The sequence below is a fragment of the Streptococcus sp. Marseille-Q5619 genome, from assembly GCF_946901205.1.
Lineage (GTDB): Bacteria > Bacillota > Bacilli > Lactobacillales > Streptococcaceae > Streptococcus.
The window spans coordinates 82,082-101,673 of record NZ_CAMPPO010000006.1 but is presented as its reverse complement, the minus strand read 5'-3'; the positions used below and the strand labels follow the sequence as shown (position 1 = coordinate 101,673).

Here is a 19,592-nt window from a genome sequence, read left to right as displayed (position 1 = left end):
AGAGGAGATAGAAGATGCAAGTTGTAACATTATCGGATGCAATTTCCTTGATTCACTCAGGAGATAAAGTAGGAATTTCAGGTTTTCTTGGAGTAGGGGAACCACTTGAATTGATTGAAGAATTGGTTTCTCAAAACCAGCAAGATTTGACATTGGTATCAGTCGTAACATCTCAACCTGGTAAGGAAGTCGGTGTGGGGCGTCTTTGTGAAAATCACCAAGTTAAAAAATACATTGCAGCTCACGTAGGAACGTCTGCAGCAGCTCAACACGAGTATTTCAGTGGAAATATGGAAGTTGAATTTACTCCAATGGGAACTGTTGTTGAACGATTACATGCAGCTGGAGCTGGTCTAGGAGCAGTATTGACACCAACAGGTGTAGGTACTATTTTGGAAAAAGATCAGGAGAAGGTTACTCGCAATGGAAAAGAATATTTAATTTATGATCCATTGAAGATTGATGTAGCTTTGATTAAGGCTACAAAGGCAGACAAGTATGGAAACTTATACTTGGACGGTACGACAAAAAATATTTCACTTCAGCTAGCTTTGGCAGCTAATACAGTCATTGTAGAAACTAATGAGTTGTTAGAAGTGGGAGAAATTGATCCTAATGATATTTACATCCCAGGTATCCTTGTCGATTATGTTGTTCAGGGATTGTCTCCAGAAGAGCATCATAAAATGATGGGTGATTTGTGGACAGAGACTAAGAAACTTGCGGGGGTAAACTAAAATGAAGGCAAAAGAAATTATTGCAAGACGTGTGGCGCTTGAGTTTAAAGATGGGGATGTTGTGAATCTGGGATTTGGTATTCCAAATGCATCTGCCGATTATATCCCTGAGGGAGTTAATGTCATTCTTCAAGCAGAAAATGGAGCTCTTCGTTTTGGGGAAACCCCTACCAAAGATGGATACAATGCAAACTTGGCAAATTCGGGAGGTGCCCCAATCACCTTGTTGCCAGGAGCCGCCTTGTTTGATTTGCAAACATCTTTTGCGATTATTCGTGGAGGTCATGTGGATGCTACAGTATTAGGTGCACTTGAAGTGAGCCAAGACGGTAGTATCGCAAACTGGATTATTCCAGGTAAGTTTGCCCCAGGTATGGGTGGTGCTATGGACTTACTTGTTGGAGCAAAACGTGTTATTGGTGCGATTCAACATACGACAGGGGATGGTCAATCAAAATTGTTGAAAGAGTGTACCCTTCCTTTGTCAGCTAAAGGAGTATTGGATTTGATTATTACTGATTTAGCTGTTTTTGGAATCCAAGATGGTAAATTCTTATTGAAGGAATTAGCTCCTGGTGTGACTTTAGAGGAAGTTCTTGAAAAGACAGACGGAGATGTTATTGTTTCAGATGATTTGAAAATCATGCCTATTTGATAATGAGCAATCGGTAGGAAGATATTTTTTCATAGTGTGGTATGATATATATTGATAACTTTTGTAAGCGATTTATAAATGAGAGTGCAATAGTTATCTAACAGACTATACCTAATGAAAAGAGGTTGAAAGATTTCTAAATTATATGATTTGCTATAAGATTTAATTATTGGGTAGCTTGTATAAATAACGGAGATAGAACTGAGCTTGTGTTAGTTTAGAGTTTCCTGTTTGCGTATAAGTTTGGTGAAAAAGATAGTATCTATAGTAGCGAAGGAAAGAGAGGTGATTGGCCAGTGGATATTATTCAAATGAATTATTTTATCAATATTATAGAATGTGGATGTAATCTTTCCATTGCTGCGAAAAAAATCCACATCAGTCAGTCTGCCTTAAGTCAGTTTGTAACAAATTTTGAAGCGACTGAAGGGGTTCAGTTATTTCATAGAAAAAATGGTAGATTAGAAAGTCTCACTGGAGCTGGAAGAAAGATTTATCGGTTTGCTACTGAGATTGTGAATCGTCATGAAGAAATGCTTTCCATGATTCATAGTGAAGCGCAAAAACAAAAAGGGACAATAAACCTTGGAATTCCATCCTTGATTTTACGTGTGTATTTTGCTAGTTTGCTTCCACAATTTTTCAAAAATAACCCTCATATCCATATACAAGTGACAGAAGGAGGGGGAAAAGAAATTCGTCAAAAAATGACGGAAGGAGATTTGCGCCTAGCATTTTTGATTGAGCCTACCTTGTTGGATACAAAGAAGTTTGATCAGCATGTTATCCAACTGGATGAGTATGTTGCTTATATGGATAAAAATCATCCACTTTCAGATAAAGGATTGTTGGAATGGTCAGATATATCTGACTATGAGATAGCAACTTTTAATAAGTCCTTTACTACTTATGATTTGGTTACTGAAAAATTCGCTTCACAGGGAATTTCTCCTAAATTTGCTTATCTTTCCTCTACATGGGACTTTTTGGTGGAGTCAACTTACCAAACGGACTTAATCGCGATTTTACCTAAACCGATTAGCCATCTAGTAGATAGTAGTCGCTTTAAAGCAGTGACTTTTAAAGATCCGATTCCATTTAATATTTGGTTTTGTAGACCATATAAATCTTCCTATAGTGAGGTTGAATCATATGTTTACGAAGAGCTATTGAGGGATTATTACCAACCTGTTGCTGATAATTAAATTGAGGTGAAGATGATGATTGATAATAATGCCTTGGAGCATGAACTGGATGCAGAGTTACGGAATTTACTTTTACCCTATTTGAGGAACAGGGAGGATGAAAATCAATTTCCGAGAGAGTTACTCTCTAAATTTATTGATAAATATAATATGTTTTCCTCTTGTGTAGATAGTCAGCTTGATGGGGCGACTGTACCTTTTCTAACTCTTATTCGTCTGATTGCAAAGTATTTTCCAGCATTTTCTACAATTTTATTGACTCAAGCTTACTATGGAATCTACCCTTTTATGCGTTTTGGAACCATAGACCAGCAGTCTCACTATCTTGAATCATTAGTAAAAGGTGAGAGATTAGTAGGCTTGGGATTCTCTGAAGGAAAATCCATGGAAAGTTTGTCAGTAATTGAAACTACTGCTGCGAAAACAGCTACTGGTTGGCGTTTATCAGGTGAAAAATCAATTGTGTCTAATTGTCGATTTGCTGATATTTTATTGATACTTGCGAAGATAGAAGCAGATGGGGGAAAAGATTCTTTTGGTTTTTTCATAGTCGATACAAGAGACCCAGGTGTTGTTATTGGTGATGACATTAGCAAACCAGGTCTAAAGGGGTTACCCATCAGTTCTGTTGCCTTTGACAATGTGCTTCTGACGCAAGACAGATTATTGGGTTTGAGCTTATCAGGTGCTGAACAATTGAATGATATTCTTCAAAAATTACAGCTTGGTCTTAGTGCAGTCTCCCTCGGAGTTGCTGAAGGTGCATTTGAAAAAGGATTGTCTTTTGTGAAAGTTAAACGTGGGTTTGGCAAGCGTTTACTAGATGCAACTGTTTATCAGTATCAGTTTGCAGACTTGTATACAAAATTGTGTTCAGCAAAAGCGTATTTTAATTCGTATCAAGATAACATGGGAGATGCACTTTTGTTTGTATGTCAGATTAAACTTTATACAACAAAAGTTGCCTTGGAGATTTCTGAGGATATTATTCGGTTGATGAGCCCCTTGCATACTGTGGAAGATATTCCCATTGATCGGTATTTAAAAGATGCTAAAACGCTTGAAATGTATGGTAAATCAGGAGATTCGATTCGCAAGCGAATTGCCTGTCAGTGGCTAAAGGAGTAAAGAATGACAAATCTCACACTACAGGAATATCAGTTCCATGATATGAAGTTGACTTGGCTACGTGGTGCAGATAAATTAACTGATGCAGGAACACTTTTTGGCCCTGTTCCTAAAGTTGTATGGTCGCGCTATTATCCAACCAATGAGGATAATATGATGGCTGAGCTAACAGATCCAATTTTGATTCAATATAAGGAGAAAAATTACCTTATTGATACTAGTTTTGATACAGCTAAATTATCAGAAAAACAAAGACGAAATTTAGGTATTTTATCAGAGAGCAGGGTTGAGGAGAGTTTGGAACTCTTAGGATTGACTACTAGTCAGATTGATGTTGTTCTCATGACTCATATGCATCATGATCATTCAGGTGGTTTGACCTATAGGGATGTCTCTGGAGACTTGGTATCCAAGTATCCCAAAGCAAAAATCATTGTAAACGATGTCGAATGGTATGAAATGCGAAATCCTAATAATCGGACAAAAGGCACTTATCTTAGAGAAAACTGGGAACCAATTGAAAAGCAAGTAACAACTTTTTCAGAATACATTAATGTGATTCCAGAAATTCAAATGATTCGTACGAGTGGTCATAGTAATGGTCATAGTATTATTCTATTGAAACAAGGAAAGGATACGATGATTCATATGGGAGATTTGATGTTGACACATGTTCATCGGAATTCTCTGTGGGTTCCTGCAGTGGATGATTACCCTATGAAATCAATCTTGGCAAAAGAGAAGTGGCTCCGTCAAGCTTTTGAAAATGACTATAAATTTTTCTTTTATCATGATCAATTTTTAGCAGTCGCCCAGTTTGATAAAGAAGGTAAAGAATTTGTAGATTATGTGCCACGCTCTCGACCTCCAATAATTCCTTTTACAGATAGGCAAGATCGCAAACCAATTTTTTTAGGATAGTCGTATATAAGGAGACAAATGATTTCATTTTCTTGTTGACTTGGATCAGGTGGGATGACTACCCATACGCCAACAAGAAGCAACAGAAAATAAAGGAGTATTCACATGTCTATTACAAAACTTTTACAAATTAAATATCCAATTTTTCAAGGAGCTATGGCTCAAATTTCTCATTATCAATTAGCTGCAGCTGTATCAGAAGCTGGGGGATTGGGAATTATTGCCTCTGGTGGGATGACTGGAGAACAGTTACGTGAAGAAATTCGTGAGTTAAGAAAGTTGACAGATAAGCCTTTTGGTGTCAATATTATGTTGATGATGAAGAATATCAAAGATATTGTTACAGTTATTATCGAAGAAAAAGTGCCTGTTGTTACAACTGGAGCGGGAACACCAAAACATGTCATGCCTTATTTGAAGGAAGCTGGAATTAAGGTTATTCCAGTTATTGCTAGTGTGAAACATGCTCAAAAAATGCAAGAACTCGGAGTTGATGCTGTTATTGCAGAAGGTTCAGAAGCAGGTGGTCACATAGGAGAAAGTAATACTATGGCTCTTATCCCGCAAATTGTAGATGCTGTTACGATTCCTGTTATCGCAGCAGGAGGAATTGCGGATGGTAGAGGACTAGCTGCAGCCATTGCTTTAGGAGCAGCAGGTGTGCAGATGGGAACTGTTTTTCTAGCTTCAGATGAGTGTCCGATTGCTACAGAGTACAAAGAAGCAATTTTGGAGGCAAATGACACGGCAACTGCTGTTACTGGACGGATTGCTGGGGCACCAGTTCGGTGCATCCGAAATGCCATGACTGATCATTATATTGAATTAGAGCAAAAAGGAACTAACCGTGAGGAATTAGAGGAAATTACTATCGGATCTCTTTCTAAAGCGGTTTATGAAGGAGATACAGAAAATGGTTCAATGATGAGTGGTCAGATTGCGGGGTTAGTCAAAGAAATCAAACCTTGTAAGTTTATTATAGAGTCTATTGTAAGCCAAGCACAAGAAAGATTGAAAGGTCTTCAGATAGAAGTTGGAGAATAGTCTCTTTTAGTTAAAGAAACTATCGTTAATGAAGAAAATAGAGGATGACTACTTCTTCCTCTATTTTTTATGTTCAAATCAAGAAGAAATAGAGACTGAATGTATAAACTCACAGCTAAACTGTTAATGCTAATAGCCATAAACTTCTTTAAAAGTCGCTTTTTGAGGGGTATTATGGTATAATGGGTGCCAAGAGGTTTGGAATGAAAAAATTTTATGTAAGTCCAGTCTTTCCTATTCTAGTAGGATTGATTGCGTTTGGAGTCTTATCCACTTTCATTATTTTTGTTAATAATCATCTGTTGACGCTTTTAATTTTGTTTCTTTTTGTAGGAGGCTATGTTTTTTTATTTAAGAAACTGAGAGTGCATTATACAAGGAGTGATGTAGAACAGATACAGTATGTAAATCACCAAGCGGAAGAAAGTTTGACATCTCTATTGGAACAGATGCCTGTAGGTGTTATGAAATTGAATTTATCTTCTGGAGAGGTTGAGTGGTTTAATCCCTATGCTGAATTGATTTTGACCAAGGAAGATGGCGATTTTGATTTGGAAGCTGTTCAAACGATTATCAAGGCTTCAGTAGGAAATCCGTCTACTTATGCCAAGCTGGGTGAGAAGCGTTATGCTGTTCATATGGATGCTTCTTCCGGTGTTTTGTATTTTGTAGATGTATCCAGGGAGCAAGCCATAACAGATGAATTAGTAACGAGTCGACCAGTGATTGGAGTTGTGTCTGTGGATAATTATGATGATTTGGAGGATGCAACTTCTGAGTCAGATATTAGTCAAATCAATAGTTTTGTAGCTAATTTTATATCAGAGTTTTCAGAAAAATACATGATGTTCTCTCGTCGAGTGAGTATGGATCGCTTTTATCTATTTACGGACTACACGGTGCTTGAGGGATTGATGAACGATAAATTTTCTGTTATTGATTCTTTCAGAGAAGAGTCGAAACAGAGACAGTTGCCATTGACCTTAAGTATGGGATTTTCTTATGGTGATGGAAATCATGATGAAATCGGGAAAGTTGCATTGCTCAACTTAAACTTGGCTGAAGTACGTGGTGGCGACCAGGTGGTTGTCAAGGAGAATGATGAAACGAAAAATCCAGTCTACTTTGGCGGTGGGTCGGCTGCGTCCATCAAGCGCACTCGTACCCGTACTCGATCAATGATGACAGCCATATCTGATAAGATTCGTAGTGTGGATCAAGTGTTTGTAGTTGGGCATAGAAATTTAGATATGGATGCCTTGGGCTCTGCTGTAGGTATGCAGTTGTTCGCCAGCAATGTGATTGAAAATAGCTATGCTCTTTATGATGAAGAACAAATGTCTCCAGATATTGAACGTGCTGTTTCATTCTTAGAAAAAGAAGGAGTTACGAAGTTGTTGTCTGTCAAGGATGCAATGGCGATGGTGACCAATCGTTCTTTGTTGATTCTTGTAGACCATTCAAAGACTGCTTTAACTTTATCAAAAGAATTTTATGATTTGTTTACACAGACCATCGTTATTGACCACCATAGAAGGGATCAGGATTTTCCAGATAATGCAGTCATCACTTATATCGAAAGTGGTGCAAGCAGTGCCAGTGAGTTGGTAACGGAATTGATTCAGTTCCAGAATTCTAAGAAAAATCGTTTGAGTCGTATGCAAGCAAGTGTCTTGATGGCTGGTATGATGCTGGATACTAAAAATTTCACCTCACGAGTGACTAGTCGGACATTTGATGTTGCTAGCTATCTCAGAACGAGAGGAAGTGATAGTATTGCTATCCAAGAAATCGCTGCGACAGATTTTGAAGAATATCGTGAGGTCAATGAACTGATTTTACAGGGGCGTAAATTAGGTTCAGATGTACTAATAGCAGAGGCTAAGGACACGAAATGCTATGATACAGTTGTTATTAGTAAGGCAGCAGATGCCATGTTAGCTATGTCAGGTATTGAAGCGAGTTTTGTTCTTGCGAAAAATACACAAGGATTTATCTCTATCTCAGCTCGAAGTCGTAGTAAACTGAATGTACAACGGATTATGGAAGAGTTAGGCGGTGGAGGTCACTTTAATTTGGCAGCAGCTCAAATTAAGGATTTAACCTTGTCGGAAGCAGGTGAAAAACTGACAGAAATTGTATTAAATGAAATAAAGGAAAAGGAGAAAGAAGAATGAAAGTAATCTTTTTAGCAGATGTTAAAGGAAAAGGTAAAAAAGGCGAAATTAAGGAAGTACCAACAGGGTATGCGCAAAACTTTCTTATCAAAAAGAACCTAGCAAAAGAAGCGACTGCTCAAGCTGTAGGTGAACTTCGTGGTAAACAAAAATCCGAAGAGAAAGCTCACGCTGAGATGATTGCAGAAGCAAAAGCAATTAAAGCCCAACTTGAAGCAGAAGAAACGGTTGTAGAATTTGTTGAAAAAGTTGGTCCAGATGGTCGTACCTTTGGTTCTATTACCAATAAGAAGATTGCAGAAGAATTGCAAAAGCAATTTGGAATTAAGATTGATAAACGTCATATTCAAGTACAAGCTCCGATTCGAGCGGTTGGTTTGATTGATGTGCCAGTGAAAATCTATCAAGATATCACAAGTGTAATCAATCTTCGTGTGAAAGAAGGATAAGTTTACACCTTCTTGACAAGATTGTAAAAGGAAGGGAAGTCTGATGGCAGAAGTAGAAGAGTTACGAGTACAACCTCAAGATATCTTAGCTGAGCAATCTGTTTTGGGGGCTATCTTTATTGATGAGAGTAAACTTGTTTTTGTGCGAGAATATATTGAGTCTCGGGACTTTTTTAAGTATGCCCATCGTTTGATTTTCCAAGCTATGGTTGATTTATCCGATCGTGGCGATGCTATAGATGCAACAACGGTTCGTACCATTCTTGATAATCAAGGTGATTTACAGAATATTGGTGGCTTGTCTTACTTGGTTGAGATTGTCAATTCTGTGCCAACTTCTGCTAATGCGGAGTACTATGCTAAGATTGTTGCAGAAAAAGCAATGCTACGGCGATTAATCTCCAAGTTGACAGAGTCTGTCAATCAAGCTTACGAGGCTTCGCAACCAGCTGATGAAATCATTGCTCAGGCAGAAAAAGGCCTGATTGATGTCAGTGAAAATGCTAATCGAAGTGGATTTAAGAACATTCGAGATGTGTTGAATATCAACTTTGGAAATCTGGAAGCTCGCTCGCAGCAAACGACTGATATTACAGGTATTGCGACAGGCTATCGTGATTTAGATCATATGACGACTGGTCTTCATGAGGAGGAGTTGATTATCTTAGCAGCTCGTCCGGCGGTTGGTAAGACAGCCTTTGCCTTGAATATTGCTCAGAATATTGGGACCAAGTTGGACAAAACGGTTGCTATTTTTTCACTGGAAATGGGTGCGGAAAGTCTAGTGGATCGTATGTTGGCGGCAGAAGGTTTGGTGGAATCCCATTCTATCCGTACGGGGCAATTGACTGATGAGGAATGGCAAAAGTATACCATTGCTCAAGGGAATCTAGCCAACGCGAGTATCTATATCGATGATACGCCAGGGATTCGAATCACGGAAATTCGTTCTCGCTCACGCAAACTTGCTCAAGAAACGGGTAATCTTGGTTTGATTTTGATAGATTACTTGCAGCTTATCACGGGAACTGGGCGAGAAAACCGCCAACAAGAAGTTTCAGAAATTTCACGTCAGTTGAAAATCCTAGCAAAAGAACTGAAAGTTCCAGTAATTGCTCTAAGTCAGCTTTCTCGTGGTGTAGAACAACGTCAGGATAAAAGACCAGTCTTGTCTGATATTCGTGAATCTGGGTCTATTGAGCAAGATGCTGATATCGTAGCTTTTCTCTATCGTGACGATTACTATGAGCGTGGTGGTGAAGAAGAGGACGGTATCCCAAATAATAAGGTGGAAGTTATTATCGAGAAAAACCGTAGTGGAGCTCGTGGAACAGTGGAATTGATTTTCCAAAAAGAATACAATAAATTTTCAAGTATCTCAAAAAGGGAGGCATAAAATGACAGATGCATTTACAGATGTAGCTAAGATGAAAAAAATCAAAGAGGAAATCAAGGCACATGAGGGTCATGTAATTGAAATGACCTTGGAAAATGGGCGTAAGCGTCAAAAAAATAGATTGGGTAAGTTAATTGAAGTTTATCCATCCCTATTTATTGTGGAATTTGGGAATGTGGAAGGAGATAAACAGGCTAATGTTTACGTTGAATCCTTTACTTACTCAGATATCCTTACAGAAAAAAATCTAATTCATTATCTGGACTAAAGTGAGAAATTTTCTCACTTTTTCTTTTTTCTCCGAATAGTTTAAGTGAAGGTAATCTTCGATTTATATTATTTTCAAGGAGGAAGAATGAAAATTTTACCGTTTAAAGTAACAGAGACAAGGTTTTCTTTCAGAAAATCAGCTAAAAAGGTTGTTCCTTTTTTAGTAGTAGGATTGATGTTAGCAGCGAGTGATAGTGTATATGCCTATTCTGGAGGAAATGGATCGATTGCGCGTGGAGATGATTATCCTGTTTATTATAAAAATGGGAGCCAGGAGATTGATCAGTGGCGCATGTATTCTCGTCAGTGTACTTCTTTTGCAGCCTTTCGTTTGAGTAATGTCAATGGTTTTGAGATTCCAAGGGCTTATGGAAATGCGAATGAATGGGGCTATCGTGCTCGTCGTGAAGGTTATCGTGTCGATAATAGACCAGCGATTGGCTCTATTGCTTGGTCTACTGCAGGAACTTATGGGCATGTTGCCTGGGTGTCAAATGTAATGGGAGATCAGATTGAGATCGAGGAATATAACTATGGTTATACAGAAGCCTATAATAAACGAATTATAAAAGCAAATACGATGACAGGATTTATTCATTTTAAAGATTTAGCTGGTGGCAGTGTTGGGAATAGTCAAACCTCAGTTTCAACAGGAGGAACACATTATTTCAAGTCTAAGTCTGCTATCAAAAATCAGCCACTAGCTAGCGCAACTGCGATTGATTACTATTATCCTGGGGAGAAGGTTCATTATGATCAAATTCTCGAAAAAGATGGATACAAGTGGTTGAGTTATACAGCTTATAACGGAAGTCGTCGTTATATCCAGCTAGAGGGAGTGACTTCTTCACAAAATTATCAGAACCAATCAGGGAATAGCTCTAATTATAGCTCAAATAATGGATCGACTGTCGGTTGGAAGAAAATAAATGGTAGTTGGTATCATTTTAAATCAAATGGGTCTAAATCAACGGGATGGTTGAAAGATGGTTCTAGCTGGTATTATTTGAAATCATCTGGTGAAATGCAGACAGGCTGGTTAAAGGAAAATGGCTCGTGGTATTATCTGGATAGTTCAGGGGCAATGAAAACAGGCTGGTATCAAGTTTCTGGTAAGTGGTATTATTCTTACTCTTCAGGTGTCTTAGCTGTTAATACGGCGGTGGATGGCTACAGAGTAAACAGTGATGGAGAACGAGTATAGAAAATTGGAGTAGGAAATGTTTCCTGCTCTTTTCTGTAAGCAGTTTCCTTGACATTTTTCTTAATTTGCGCTATCATATATCCATATAATATATGGGAGTCTGTGTACAGTCTGAGAGGAAGTGTTAAACTTCGACCGCACCTGATCTGGGTAATGCCAGCGGAGGGAACGATACTTAGTCTATTCTTGACCTTTTCCATATATGGTAAAGGTTTTTCTTTTTGTCAAAGGAAAACGAGAAGAGGAGGTTTTTATGAAAGCAAGCATCGCCTTGCAAGTTTTACCCCTAGCACAGGGGATTGATCGGATTGCTGTTATCGATCAAGTCATTGCTTATCTACAAGCTCAAGAAGTGACCATAGTGGTGACACCATTTGAAACGGTCTTGGAAGGGGAGTTTGATGAGCTCATGCGCATTCTCAAAGAAGCGCTGGAAGTGGCAGGGCAGGAGGCAGATAATGTCTTTGCCAATGTCAAAATAAATGTAGGAGAGATTTTAAGTATTGATGAGAAACTTGAAAAGTATACTGAGACGACACATTAGTCTATTGGGCTTTCTGGGGGTCTTGTCAATCTGGCAGTTAGCAGGTTTTCTTAAACTTCTCCCCAAGTTTATCCTGCCGACACCTTTTGAAATTCTTCAGGCCTTTGTTCGTGATAGAGAATTTCTCTGGTACCATAGCTGGGCGACCTTGAGAGTGGCTTTGCTAGGTCTAATTTTGGGAGTCTTGATTGCCTGTCTCATGGCTGTGCTCATGGACAGTTTGACTTGGCTCAATGACTTGATTTACCCTATGATGGTGGTCGTTCAGACCATTCCGACCATTGCTATAGCTCCTATCTTGGTCTTGTGGCTAGGTTATGGGATTCTGCCCAAGATTGTCTTGATTATTTTGACGACAACTTTTCCTATCATCGTTAGTATTTTGGACGGTTTTAGGCATTGTGACAAGGATATGTTGACCTTGTTTAGTCTGATGCGGGCCAAGCCTTGGCAAATCCTGTGGCATTTTAAAATTCCAGTCAGTCTGCCTTACTTTTATGCAGGTCTGAGGGTCAGTGTCTCCTATGCCTTTATCACAACCGTGGTATCTGAGTGGTTGGGAGGATTTGAAGGACTAGGTGTCTACATGATTCAGTCCAAGAAACTGTTTCAGTATGATACCATGTTTGCTATTATTATTCTGGTATCGATTATCAGCCTTCTGGGTATGAAGTTGGTCGATATCAGCGAGAAATATGTTATTAAATGGAAACGTTCGTAGAATTAGAATGTTTCTGAAAAAGAAAAGAGGAAATTGAAATGAAGAAAACATGGAAAGTGTTTTTAACGCTTGTAACAGCTCTTGTAGCTGTTGTGCTTGTGGCCTGTGGTCAAGGAACTGCTTCTAAAGACAACAAAGAGGCAGAACTTAAGAAGGTTGACTTTATCCTAGACTGGACACCAAATACCAACCACACAGGGCTTTATGTTGCCAAGGAAAAAGGTTATTTCAAAGAAGCTGGAGTGGATGTTGATTTGAAATTGCCACCAGAAGAAAGTTCTTCTGACTTGGTTATCAACGGAAAGGCACCATTTGCAGTTTATTTCCAAGACTACATGGCTAAAAAATTGGAAAAAGGGGCAGGAATTACTGCCGTTGCAGCTATCGTAGAACACAATACATCTGGAATTATCTCTCGAAAATCTGATAATGTAGCTAGTCCAAAGGACTTGGTTGGTAAGAAATACGGAACTTGGAATGACCCAACTGAACTTGCTATGTTGAAAACCTTGGTAGAATCACAAGGCGGAGACTTTGAGAAGGTTGAAAAAGTACCAAACAACGACTCAAACTCGATCACACCGATTGCCAATGGCGTCTTTGACGCTGCTTGGATTTACTACGGTTGGGATGGTATCCTTGCCAAATCTCAAGGTGTAGATGCTAATTTCATGTACTTGAAAGACTACGTTAAAGAATTTGACTACTATTCACCAGTCATCATCGCAAACAACGACTATTTGAAAGATAATAAAGAAGAAGCTCGTAAAGTCATCCAAGCTATCAAAAAAGGCTACCAATATGCTATGGAGCATCCAGAAGAAGCAGCTGATATCCTCATCAAAAATGCACCTGAACTCAAGGAAAAACGTGACTTTGTTATCGAATCTCAAAAATACTTGTCAAAAGAATACGCAAGCGACAAGGAAAAATGGGGTCAATTTGATGCAGCTCGCTGGAATGCCTTCTACAAATGGGATAAAGAAAATGGTATCCTTAAAGAAGACTTGACAGACAAAGGCTTCACCAACGAATTTGTGAAATAATGACAGAAATTAGACTAGAACACGTCAGTTATGCCTATGGTCAAGAGAGGATTTTAGAGGACATCAACCTGCAGGTGACTTCAGGCGAAGTGGTTTCCATCCTAGGCCCAAGTGGTGTTGGTAAGACTACGCTTTTCAACTTAATTGCGGGGATTTTAGAAGTTCAGTCAGGGAGAATTGTCCTTGATGGTGAAGAAAATCCCAAGGGGCGCGTGAGTTATATGTTGCAAAAGGATCTGCTCTTGGAGCACAAGACGGTGCTTGGTAATATCATTCTTCCTCTCTTGATTCAAAAAGTGGATAAGGCGGAAGCTATTGCCCGCGCGGATGAAATTCTTGCGACCTTCCAGTTGACAGCTGTAAGAGATAAATACCCTCATGAACTCAGTGGTGGGATGCGTCAGCGTGTAGCCTTGCTTCGAACTTACCTTTTCGGGCACAAGCTCTTTCTCTTGGATGAGGCCTTTAGCGCTTTGGATGAGATGACCAAGATGGAACTCCATGCTTGGTATCTTGAAATTCACAAGCAGTTGCAGCTAACAACCTTGATTATTACTCACAGTATCGAGGAGGCCCTTAATCTCAGCGACCGCATCTATATTTTGAAAAATCGCCCTGGGCAGATTGTTTCAGAAATTAAACTAGATTGGTCTGAAGAAGAGGACAAGGAAGTCCAAAAGATTGCCTACAAACGTCAAATCTTGGTAGAATTAGGCTTGGATAAGTAGAAAAATAGGGAGTTGGTGAAGATTATCCTTTACCAGCGCCCTTTTTCTTTTAAAAATGAGAAAATTTCGGTATAATAGTCAAAGATAGTCAAGGTTTAAAGAGAGAGGTGGGTTTGTAATGAGATTTAAAAATACATCGGATCATATTGAGGCCTACATCAAGGCGATTTTAGATCAATCTGGAATTGTGGAGTTGCAACGGAGTCAGTTGGCAGATACCTTTCAGGTTGTTCCTAGTCAGATCAACTATGTGATCAAGACACGCTTTACGGAAAGTAGAGGCTACTTGGTTGAAAGTAAGCGTGGTGGCGGAGGCTACATTCGTATAGGACGGATTGAGTTTTCTAGTCATCATGAAATGCTCAGGGAGCTGCTTTACTCAATTGGTGAGCGGGTCAGTCAAGAAATTTATGAGGATATTCTACAGCTTTTGGTTGAGCAGGAATTGATGACCAAGCAGGAGATGAATTTGCTGGTAGCAGTAGCTTTGGATCGCGTTCTAGGAGAAGAAGCTCCAGTTGTTCGTGCTAATATGCTACGACAGGTCATACAAGAGGTAGATAGAAAAGGGAAGTAAGATGAACTATTCAAAAGCATTGAATGAATGTATCGAAAGTGCCTACATGGTGGCTGGCCATTTTGGAGCTCGTTATCTAGAGTCTTGGCACTTGTTGATTGCCATGTCCAATCACAGTTATAGTGTGGCAGGGGCGACTTTAAATGATTATCCATATGAGATGGACCGTTTAGAAGAAGTCGCTTTGGAACTGACTGAAACGGACTATAGCCAGGATGAAACCTTTACGGAATTGCCGTTTTCTCATCGTTTGCAGGTTCTCTTTGATGAAGCCGAATATGTAGCGTCAGTGGTTCATGCTAAGGTGCTGGGGACAGAGCATGTCCTCTATGCGATTTTGCATGATGGCAATGCCTTGGCAACTCGTATCTTGGAGAGAGCTGGTTTTTCTTATGAAGACAAGAAAGATCAGGTCAAGATTGCTGCCCTTCGTCGAAATCTAGAAGAACGGGCAGGCTGGACTCGTGAAGACCTCAAGGCTTTACGCCAACGCCATCGTACAGTAGCTGACAAACAAAATTCTATGGCCAATATGATGGGTATGCCCCAGACTCCTAGTGGTGGTCTCGAGGACTATACGCATGATTTGACAGAGCAAGCGCGTTTTGGCAAGTTAGAACCAGTCATCGGTCGGGACAAGGAAATCTCGCGTATGATTCAAATCTTGAGTCGGAAGACTAAGAACAACCCTGTCTTGGTTGGGGATGCTGGTGTCGGGAAAACTGCTCTGGCGCTTGGTCTTGCCCAGCGTATTGCTAGTGGGGATGTGCCTACGGAAATGGCTAAGATGCGCGTGTTAGAGCTTGATTTGATGAATGTCGTTGCAGGGACACGTTTCCGTGGTGACTTTGAAGAACGCATGAACAATATCATCAAGGATATTGAAGAAGATGGTCAAGTTATCCTCTTTATCGATGAACTTCACACTATCATGGGTTCTGGTAGTGGGATTGACTCAACTCTGGATGCGGCCAATATCTTGAAGCCAGCCTTGGCGCGTGGAACTTTGAGAACGGTTGGTGCCACCACTCAGGAAGAGTACCAAAAACACATCGAAAAAGATGCGGCCCTTTCTCGTCGATTCGCCAAAGTAACGATTGAAGAGCCAAGTGTTGCAGACAGCATGACCATTTTGCAAGGTTTGAAGGCGACTTATGAGAAACATCATCGTGTGCAAATCACAGATGAAGCGGTTGAAACAGCCGTCAAGATGGCGCATCGTTACTTGACTAGTCGTCACTTGCCAGACTCTGCTATCGATCTCTTGGATGAGGCAGCAGCAACAGTGCAAAATAAGTCAAGGCATGTAAAAGCAGACGATTCTGGTTTGAGTCCAGCTGACAAGGCCTTGATGGATGGTAAGTGGAAACAGGCAGCTCAGCTAATCGCAAAAGAAGAGGAAGTGCCTGTCTATAAAGACTTGGTGACAGAGTCTGATATTTTGACCACCTTGAGTCGCTTGTCAGGTATCCCCGTTCAAAAACTGACTCAAACGGATGCTAAGAAGTACCTGAATCTTGAAGCTGAACTGCACAAACGTGTCATCGGTCAAGATCAAGCAGTTTCAAGCATTAGCCGTGCGATTCGCCGCAACCAGTCAGGGATTCGTAGTCATAAGCGCCCGATTGGTTCCTTTATGTTCTTAGGGCCTACGGGTGTCGGAAAAACTGAATTAGCCAAGGCTCTGGCAGAGGTCCTCTTTGACGACGAATCAGCCCTTATTCGCTTTGATATGAGTGAGTATATGGAGAAATTCGCGGCCAGCCGTCTCAATGGAGCTCCTCCGGGCTATGTGGGGTATGAAGAAGGTGGGGAGTTGACAGAGAAGGTTCGCAACAAACCCTATTCCGTTCTCCTCTTTGATGAGGTAGAGAAGGCCCATCCAGACATCTTTAATGTTCTCTTGCAGGTTCTGGATGACGGTGTCTTGACAGATAGCAAGGGACGCAAGGTCGATTTTTCAAATACCATTATTATCATGACGTCAAATCTTGGTGCGACAGCCCTTCGGGATGACAAGACCGTCGGTTTTGGAGCTAAGGATATTCGTTTTGACCAGGAAAATATGGAAAAACGCATGTTTGAAGAGCTGAAAAAGGCTTATAGACCGGAGTTTATCAACCGTATTGATGAAAAGGTGGTCTTCCATAGACTGTCTAGCGACCATATGCAGGAAGTGGTGAAGATTATGGTCAAACCTTTAGTGGCAAGTTTGGCTGAAAAAGGTATTGACTTGAAATTACAAACTTCCGCACTGAAATTGTTGGCCAATCAAGGATATGACCCAGAGATGGGAGCTCGTCCACTTCGCAGAACCCTACAAACAGAAGTGGAAGACAAGTTAGCAGAACTTCTTCTCAATGGAGAATTAGAGGCAGGCAGCACACTTAAGATTGGTGTCAAAGCAGGCCAGTTAAAATTTGATATTGCATAAAAATGGAGAATCAGGAGAAATCTTGATTCTCTTTTTTGCTACTTTTTTATAAAAAATAGCATAAAAATCTAGTTATCCGCATAAAAACTGGACTTATCACACTTTATCAAGGTCAAAACCACTCAATTTACTACTAATTTACTACTTATGAATGAGCTTTGATACGACGATTTATCCTTGAAAAGTGAAGATATAAAGATACTTCCAATAAAATTTGAATATTTAATAGGTAGACACTTCAAAAAATGAGGTGTCTATTTTTTTACCCGATTTTGAAAGGAAGTGAACTTATGAAAACAAAAAATCAAGAATCAAAAGGTCGTTCCCCACTCTTTAAGACCATCAAACATTCATTCAGCCAATAAAAAAGAAAGGATAGGTAAAAATATGGAACTTAAATTTGTGATTCCCAACATGGAAAAAACATTCGGCAATTTAGAATTTGCTGGCGAGGATAAAGTCGTTCAGCGAAGAATCAACGGACGGCTAACTGTCTTATCAAGAAGCTATAATCTCTATTCTGATGTTCAAAGAGCAGATGATATTGTGGTGGTGCTTCCTGCTGAAGCTGGCGAAAAACATTTCGGCTTTGAGGAACGTGTGAAGTTAGTCAATCCACGTATTACCGCAGAGGGCTACAAAATCGGCACTCGTGGTTTTACAAATTACCTTTTACATGCTGACGACATGATAAAAGAATAAAGAAAGAGAGGAAAAATGATGAGATTAGCAAATGGCATTGTATTAGATAAAGACACGACTTTTGGAGAATTGAAATTCTCTGCTCTACGTCGTGAAGTGAGAATCCAAAATGAAGACGGGTCGGTTTCAGATGAAATCAAGGAACGTACCTATGACTTAAAATCCAAAGGACAAGGACGCATGATTCAAGTAAGTATTCCTGCCAGCGTGCCTTTGAAAGAGTTTGATTATAACGCACGGGTGGAACTTATCAATCCCATTGCGGACACCGTTGCTACTGCCACCTATCAAGGAGCAGATGTTGACTGGTATATCAAGGCAGACGATATTGTGCTGACAAAGGATTCTAGTTCATTCAAAGCTCAACCACAAGCAAAGAAAGAACCGACACAAGACAAATAGTCGCTAGGTAGAAAGGAGACTTTTTCGCATGAAACAGCGTGGTAAAAGGATTCGCCCATCTGGTAAAGATTTAGTCTTTCATTTTACGATAGCGTTTGTATTCAAACGGGTTCGCTATGATACGGTTAAACAACTTTACCACCGTCAAAAACTGGCAAAGATGATACTTGAAAACAAGTGGTATGAATCTGAACAGGTCAAAACAGAGGTTTTCTTTAAAGATAGTGCTGGTCGTACAAAGGAAAAGATAACCTACTTCCCTAAAATGTATTATCGACTTAAAAATGGCTTGATACAGATACGGGTGGAAATCACGCTGGGAAAATATCAAGACCAACTCTTACACTTGGAAAAGAAATTAGAGAGTGGCTTGTACTGTGAGCTGACGGATAAAGAGTTAAAGGATTCCTATGTGGAATATACTTTGCTCTATGACACCATAGCCAGTCGTATTTCTATTGATGAAGTAGAAGCTAAAGATGGTAAACTTCGCTTAATGAAAAACGTATGGTGGGAATATGATAAGCTCCCTCATATGTTGATTGCTGGTGGTACAGGTGGCGGTAAAACTTACTTTATACTGACACTGATTGAAGCCTTGCTTCATACAGATTCAAAACTGTATATTCTTGACCCGAAAAATGCTGACCTTGCGGACTTAGGTTCTGTGATGGCAAATGTCTACTATAGAAAAGAAGACTTGCTTTCTTGCATTGAAACATTCTATGAAGAAATGATGAAACGTAGTGAGGAAATGAAGCAGATGAAGAACTATAAGACTGGCAAAAATTATGCTTACTTAGGTCTCCCGGCACACTTCTTAATCTTTGATGAATACGTCGCTTTCATGGAAATGCTGGGAACAAAAGAAAACACCGCAGTTATGAATAAGCTGAAACAGATTGTCATGTTAGGTCGTCAAGCTGGCTTCTTTCTAATACTGGCTTGTCAACGTCCAGACGCAAAATATTTAGGCGACGGAATCCGTGATCAGTTTAATTTCAGAGTGGCTTTAGGTCGTATGTCTGAAATGGGCTATGGCATGATGTTTGGCAGTGACATACAAAAGGATTTCTTCTTAAAGCGAATCAAAGGTCGTGGCTATGTTGATGTAGGAACAAGTGTCATATCAGAGTTTTATACTCCCCTTGTACCAAAAGGATATGATTTCTTGGAGGAAATTAAAAAGTTATCCAACAGCAGACAGTCCACGCAGGCGACGTGCGAAGCGGAAGTCGCAGGTGTGGACTGA

The 19,592-nt window shown here is 39.8% G+C and carries 20 protein-coding genes and 1 riboswitch; all 20 genes read left to right on the top strand.

The annotated features are described in order from the left end of the window. Positions 1-14 precede the first annotated feature (14 nt). The 20 genes from OC530_RS08405 to OC530_RS08310 all read left to right on the top strand — a co-directional run bounded on the left by OC530_RS08405 (position 15) and on the right by OC530_RS08310 (position 19,592). A complete protein-coding gene (locus OC530_RS08405; protein WP_050242830.1) occupies positions 15-737 on the top strand; it encodes a CoA transferase subunit A in 723 nt (240 codons plus the stop codon). Between the two features lies 1 nt (position 738). Continuing rightward, positions 739-1,392 (top strand): 3-oxoacid CoA-transferase subunit B, encoded by a 654-nt coding sequence (locus tag OC530_RS08400; protein WP_050242829.1) that lies wholly within the window; start codon positions 739-741, stop codon positions 1,390-1,392. Positions 1,393-1,688: 296 nt separating this feature from the next. Continuing rightward, positions 1,689-2,597, top strand: a complete 909-nt coding sequence (locus OC530_RS08395; RefSeq protein WP_262081074.1) for a LysR family transcriptional regulator — start codon at positions 1,689-1,691, stop codon at positions 2,595-2,597. 15 nt (positions 2,598-2,612) lie between these two features. After that, positions 2,613-3,725, top strand: a complete 1,113-nt coding sequence (locus OC530_RS08390) for an acyl-CoA dehydrogenase family protein (protein WP_262081073.1) — start codon at positions 2,613-2,615, stop codon at positions 3,723-3,725. 3 nt (positions 3,726-3,728) lie between these two features. Further along, positions 3,729-4,646 (top strand): MBL fold metallo-hydrolase, encoded by a 918-nt coding sequence (locus OC530_RS08385; RefSeq protein WP_050242826.1) that lies wholly within the window; start codon positions 3,729-3,731, stop codon positions 4,644-4,646. A 105-nt stretch (positions 4,647-4,751) separates the two neighbouring features. Further along, entirely contained in the window at positions 4,752-5,690 is a 939-nt protein-coding gene (locus OC530_RS08380; protein ID WP_262081072.1) for a DUF561 domain-containing protein, read from the top strand. A gap of 203 nt (positions 5,691-5,893) precedes the next feature. After that, complete coding sequence (locus tag OC530_RS08375; RefSeq protein ID WP_262081071.1) at positions 5,894-7,867, top strand: DHH family phosphoesterase; 1,974 nt, start codon at positions 5,894-5,896, stop codon at positions 7,865-7,867. Next, the gene (rplI, locus tag OC530_RS08370; RefSeq protein WP_000864214.1) at positions 7,864-8,316 is read left to right on the top strand and encodes a 50S ribosomal protein L9; all 453 of its coding nucleotides are present in this window, start codon (positions 7,864-7,866) and stop codon (positions 8,314-8,316) included. The genes OC530_RS08375 and rplI overlap by 4 nt, the downstream gene beginning before the upstream one ends. A 43-nt stretch (positions 8,317-8,359) precedes the next feature. Beyond that, positions 8,360-9,712 carry a replicative DNA helicase gene (gene dnaB / locus OC530_RS08365; protein ID WP_112444677.1) on the top strand — a complete coding sequence of 451 codons (1,353 nt, stop codon included), beginning with the start codon at positions 8,360-8,362 and terminating at the stop codon, positions 9,710-9,712. Position 9,713: 1 nt separating this feature from the next. Beyond that, on the top strand, positions 9,714-9,980 hold the full coding sequence (locus OC530_RS08360; protein ID WP_000128619.1) for a Veg family protein: 267 nt from the start codon (positions 9,714-9,716) through the stop codon (positions 9,978-9,980). A gap of 87 nt (positions 9,981-10,067) precedes the next feature. Next, positions 10,068-11,186: a choline binding-anchored murein hydrolase CbpD gene (gene cbpD, locus OC530_RS08355; protein WP_112444678.1), complete on the top strand. Its 1,119-nt coding sequence runs from the start codon at positions 10,068-10,070 to the stop codon at positions 11,184-11,186. An 82-nt stretch (positions 11,187-11,268) separates the two neighbouring features. Then, positions 11,269-11,371: riboswitch (TPP riboswitch) on the top strand. A 68-nt stretch (positions 11,372-11,439) separates the two neighbouring features. Continuing rightward, positions 11,440-11,730, top strand: coding sequence for a thiamine-binding protein (locus OC530_RS08350; protein WP_049513323.1), 291 nt, complete (start codon positions 11,440-11,442; stop codon positions 11,728-11,730). Then, a complete protein-coding gene (locus OC530_RS08345; RefSeq protein ID WP_166736901.1) occupies positions 11,693-12,451 on the top strand; it encodes an ABC transporter permease in 759 nt (252 codons plus the stop codon). Before OC530_RS08350 ends, OC530_RS08345 begins: the two co-directional genes overlap by 38 nt. Positions 12,452-12,489: 38 nt before the next feature. Next, positions 12,490-13,497, top strand: a complete 1,008-nt coding sequence (locus OC530_RS08340) for an ABC transporter substrate-binding protein (RefSeq protein ID WP_112444682.1) — start codon at positions 12,490-12,492, stop codon at positions 13,495-13,497. After that, the gene (locus OC530_RS08335; protein WP_262081070.1) at positions 13,497-14,225 is read left to right on the top strand and encodes an ABC transporter ATP-binding protein; all 729 of its coding nucleotides are present in this window, start codon (positions 13,497-13,499) and stop codon (positions 14,223-14,225) included. Before OC530_RS08340 ends, OC530_RS08335 begins: the two co-directional genes overlap by 1 nt. A gap of 118 nt (positions 14,226-14,343) precedes the next feature. Next, positions 14,344-14,802 carry a CtsR family transcriptional regulator gene (locus OC530_RS08330; RefSeq protein WP_004261972.1) on the top strand — a complete coding sequence of 153 codons (459 nt, stop codon included), beginning with the start codon at positions 14,344-14,346 and terminating at the stop codon, positions 14,800-14,802. 1 nt (position 14,803) lies between these two features. Then, complete coding sequence (locus tag OC530_RS08325; RefSeq protein WP_172925425.1) at positions 14,804-17,236, top strand: ATP-dependent Clp protease ATP-binding subunit; 2,433 nt, start codon at positions 14,804-14,806, stop codon at positions 17,234-17,236. A 387-nt stretch (positions 17,237-17,623) separates the two neighbouring features. Continuing rightward, positions 17,624-17,938: a YdcP family protein gene (locus tag OC530_RS08320; RefSeq protein ID WP_000420682.1), complete on the top strand. Its 315-nt coding sequence runs from the start codon at positions 17,624-17,626 to the stop codon at positions 17,936-17,938. Between the two features lie 15 nt (positions 17,939-17,953). Further along, positions 17,954-18,340, top strand: a complete 387-nt coding sequence (locus tag OC530_RS08315; RefSeq protein WP_000985015.1) for a YdcP family protein — start codon at positions 17,954-17,956, stop codon at positions 18,338-18,340. 28 nt (positions 18,341-18,368) lie between these two features. Then, on the top strand, positions 18,369-19,592 hold the full coding sequence (locus OC530_RS08310) for an FtsK/SpoIIIE domain-containing protein (protein WP_262081069.1): 1,224 nt from the start codon (positions 18,369-18,371) through the stop codon (positions 19,590-19,592).

Excerpts from the sequence above, each read along its gene's own strand:
- OC530_RS08405 (WP_050242830.1), top strand. The coding sequence starts at position 15 with ATGCAAGTTGTAACATTATCGGATGCAATTTCCTTGATTCACTCAGGA.
- OC530_RS08400 (WP_050242829.1), top strand. The coding sequence starts at position 739 with ATGAAGGCAAAAGAAATTATTGCAAGACGTGTGGCGCTTGAGTTTAAA.
- OC530_RS08390 (WP_262081073.1), top strand. The coding sequence starts at position 2,613 with ATGATTGATAATAATGCCTTGGAGCATGAACTGGATGCAGAGTTACGG.
- OC530_RS08385 (WP_050242826.1), top strand. The coding sequence starts at position 3,729 with ATGACAAATCTCACACTACAGGAATATCAGTTCCATGATATGAAGTTG.
- OC530_RS08380 (WP_262081072.1), top strand. The coding sequence starts at position 4,752 with ATGTCTATTACAAAACTTTTACAAATTAAATATCCAATTTTTCAAGGA.
- OC530_RS08375 (WP_262081071.1), top strand. The coding sequence starts at position 5,894 with ATGAAAAAATTTTATGTAAGTCCAGTCTTTCCTATTCTAGTAGGATTG.
- rplI (WP_000864214.1), top strand. The coding sequence starts at position 7,864 with ATGAAAGTAATCTTTTTAGCAGATGTTAAAGGAAAAGGTAAAAAAGGC.
- dnaB (WP_112444677.1), top strand. The coding sequence starts at position 8,360 with ATGGCAGAAGTAGAAGAGTTACGAGTACAACCTCAAGATATCTTAGCT.
- OC530_RS08360 (WP_000128619.1), top strand. The coding sequence starts at position 9,714 with ATGACAGATGCATTTACAGATGTAGCTAAGATGAAAAAAATCAAAGAG.
- cbpD (WP_112444678.1), top strand. The coding sequence starts at position 10,068 with ATGAAAATTTTACCGTTTAAAGTAACAGAGACAAGGTTTTCTTTCAGA.
- OC530_RS08350 (WP_049513323.1), top strand. The coding sequence starts at position 11,440 with ATGAAAGCAAGCATCGCCTTGCAAGTTTTACCCCTAGCACAGGGGATT.
- OC530_RS08345 (WP_166736901.1), top strand. The coding sequence starts at position 11,693 with ATGAGAAACTTGAAAAGTATACTGAGACGACACATTAGTCTATTGGGC.
- OC530_RS08340 (WP_112444682.1), top strand. The coding sequence starts at position 12,490 with ATGAAGAAAACATGGAAAGTGTTTTTAACGCTTGTAACAGCTCTTGTA.
- OC530_RS08335 (WP_262081070.1), top strand. The coding sequence starts at position 13,497 with ATGACAGAAATTAGACTAGAACACGTCAGTTATGCCTATGGTCAAGAG.
- OC530_RS08330 (WP_004261972.1), top strand. The coding sequence starts at position 14,344 with ATGAGATTTAAAAATACATCGGATCATATTGAGGCCTACATCAAGGCG.
- OC530_RS08325 (WP_172925425.1), top strand. The coding sequence starts at position 14,804 with ATGAACTATTCAAAAGCATTGAATGAATGTATCGAAAGTGCCTACATG.
- OC530_RS08320 (WP_000420682.1), top strand. The coding sequence starts at position 17,624 with ATGGAACTTAAATTTGTGATTCCCAACATGGAAAAAACATTCGGCAAT.
- OC530_RS08315 (WP_000985015.1), top strand. The coding sequence starts at position 17,954 with ATGATGAGATTAGCAAATGGCATTGTATTAGATAAAGACACGACTTTT.
- OC530_RS08310 (WP_262081069.1), top strand. The coding sequence starts at position 18,369 with ATGAAACAGCGTGGTAAAAGGATTCGCCCATCTGGTAAAGATTTAGTC.